Annotated in this window: 2 protein-coding genes; both read right to left on the bottom strand. The window is 30.2% G+C overall.

The genetic code is table 11. The features are described from left to right. Nucleotides 1-902: 902 nt before the first annotated feature. A complete protein-coding gene (locus tag MHH58_RS12400; protein WP_341074309.1) occupies nt 903-1097 on the bottom strand; it encodes a hypothetical protein in 195 nt (64 codons plus the stop codon). A 50-nt stretch (nt 1098-1147) separates the two neighbouring features. Then, a complete protein-coding gene (locus tag MHH58_RS12395; RefSeq protein ID WP_341346114.1) occupies nt 1148-1999 on the bottom strand; it encodes a protein rep in 852 nt (283 codons plus the stop codon). Nucleotides 2000-2195: the final 196 nt, after the last annotated feature.

The following is a 2195-nucleotide window of genomic DNA, read 5'->3' as shown; positions in this document are numbered from 1 at the left end:
AGTTTTTTATTTCAATAATCCCATGCAACTATTTTCAAGGGATAAATCAAAGCCAAACCCTTAATAAATAACACTTCTAACTTAAAATAATAAAATGACGTTATGTCTATATGTATCAAGAATAGAAAGATTAGGTTCAAAATCATTAAAAAAAGACCCTAAAACAAATAAAAAAGACTAGACCCATTTTCATGGATCTAGTCTTTTTTATTTGTTTATTTTTTAATTAAATTTATTTAATTTTATATTTTTAAATTCAAAAGCCCCTGCGGGAAACCCAACGAACGCAGAGAATTTTAAAGAGCAAAAGCGATTTTTAAAATCACTGCGTATAAATGGGCACTCTCAACTGAATTTAGTATATTTTACCCTCGTTCGTTTTTTATTACTCAAAGAAAGCCGATTCCTTTTTGTCTCGAACTCAACTCCCCTGAACCCCTAAATTCGCCCAATCGTCAAAAATAAGCTGACCACACATTCAGCCGATTGGCTTTTTCTAGTTTATCAGGGGAGTTCTGCTCGACAAAAAGACTTCGTTTTCTTTTCCGTCATAAACCACTCTCTAAATTAGCTTAGGAATTAAAATAAAGCTCTCTCACGCTTAAAGTTATTTTCTCATTATATTTTCTGTTCCAAATAATTTAAAACGCTCTAAACGTCTTAAATCGATTTTTAATTACTTTCAAAATAAAAACATAAAAAATAGAAATCACGACATTTAATTAGGAGTGCCCATTTACACGCAGTGATTTTTATTTTGCTCACGCGCCATAAAAAAACTGCGTAATTTGGGTTTCCTGCGGGGGCTTTTTATAAATTAATTTTAAACAAAAAAAGGTAGCTTAAAGCTACCCAACAAAAAATCACATCCGATTATAGAAAATAATAGACATTATCCTAATTTAAAAATTAATATATTTCATACCAAGTACTAAATAAGTTAAAACCCCAATAACAGCTATTCCTGAAAAAAATAATACTATTTGTGGCTTTGACCAGTTTTTTATCCATCCCCATCTTTTTCCGTAATTATCAAACCAAATAATATCGAGTATTACACTCACAGCAATGATTATAAATGCTAAAAAAGGACTCAATTTATACCACTCCTTTATTGAATGAGATAGACAGTTTGTTGAATATTTTTTTAACTATTCATCATAAAATAATTCTTTCTATCCCAATTCCACATCGCAATAATTGAATAACTTTCTTCATCTTCTTTCGATTTTTCTTCATCAGCATGAATTAAATCGCCATCTTCTGAATCATCTAAATTTAATTCTTTATGCAATTCTTTTAATAAACCACCGTAAGAAATTAAACGTTTTTTAAATAGGCCTTTTTCTAAATCTGCTAAACGCTGCAGATTAAGTTTTTCATCTTTTGTCATAAAATCTGTATCTTTAACAGGATATTTCGCTGTTTCATCAATCGCTGATTGAATATCTGTTTTATCTTTATTTTTAGCTTTAACAATTTGAACTTTCACGTTGGGATCATAATCTAATTTCATCGCTCTTCGCCAAAGTTTTATCCATTGTTTTTGATTAATATAGTTTTCAGTATTTTTAAAGTAAGTATTTTCCACACACAATAAAACGTGCATATGCTGATTATAAGAATTATCAATATTATTGACGGTTACCTCTGTTGCACGCATAAACCCTATTAAATTCTTTTTAATTTTTTGATAACCTATCATACGTCTAAATCCTTCTGACATATCAGATAAACTTTGAGCTAATTCTTCGCCATCATAAACATTTTTAACCGTTAACGTGAGAAAAACCCATCTTGCTGTTGGTTTTTGTCTAATCACTTCTGAAACAACTTTTTGTGATTGGATACCATGTTTCATAGCACGCCTCCAATTGCACATCGGACATAAACGAGATTTACAGAACCACACTCTATATAATTTTCGTTCGCCCGTTTCTATGCTTTGTTTATATTCTAAAACGTTCGCACAGTCTTTTACACGAGATGCTTTTTTCATTTCGAGAATATGAAGCAATTCCCAATAAGAAACATTAGCTAGCTTTTTTTCTCTCCAGGGTCTTTCTTTACCACTTTTTGTTTTATCGACTAATACATTTGATTCTTCATTAGATTTGGTGTTATTATGATTGTATAAGATATAAAAAACCTCCGTTTGTTTGTTTTTGTGTGGTAACTTAAACAATAACAGATGG

The organism is Jeotgalicoccus sp. FSL K6-3177 (assembly GCF_038050175.1).
Lineage (GTDB): Bacteria > Bacillota > Bacilli > Staphylococcales > Salinicoccaceae > Jeotgalicoccus > Jeotgalicoccus nanhaiensis.
This window is presented reverse-complemented; position numbering and strand designations above follow the sequence as displayed.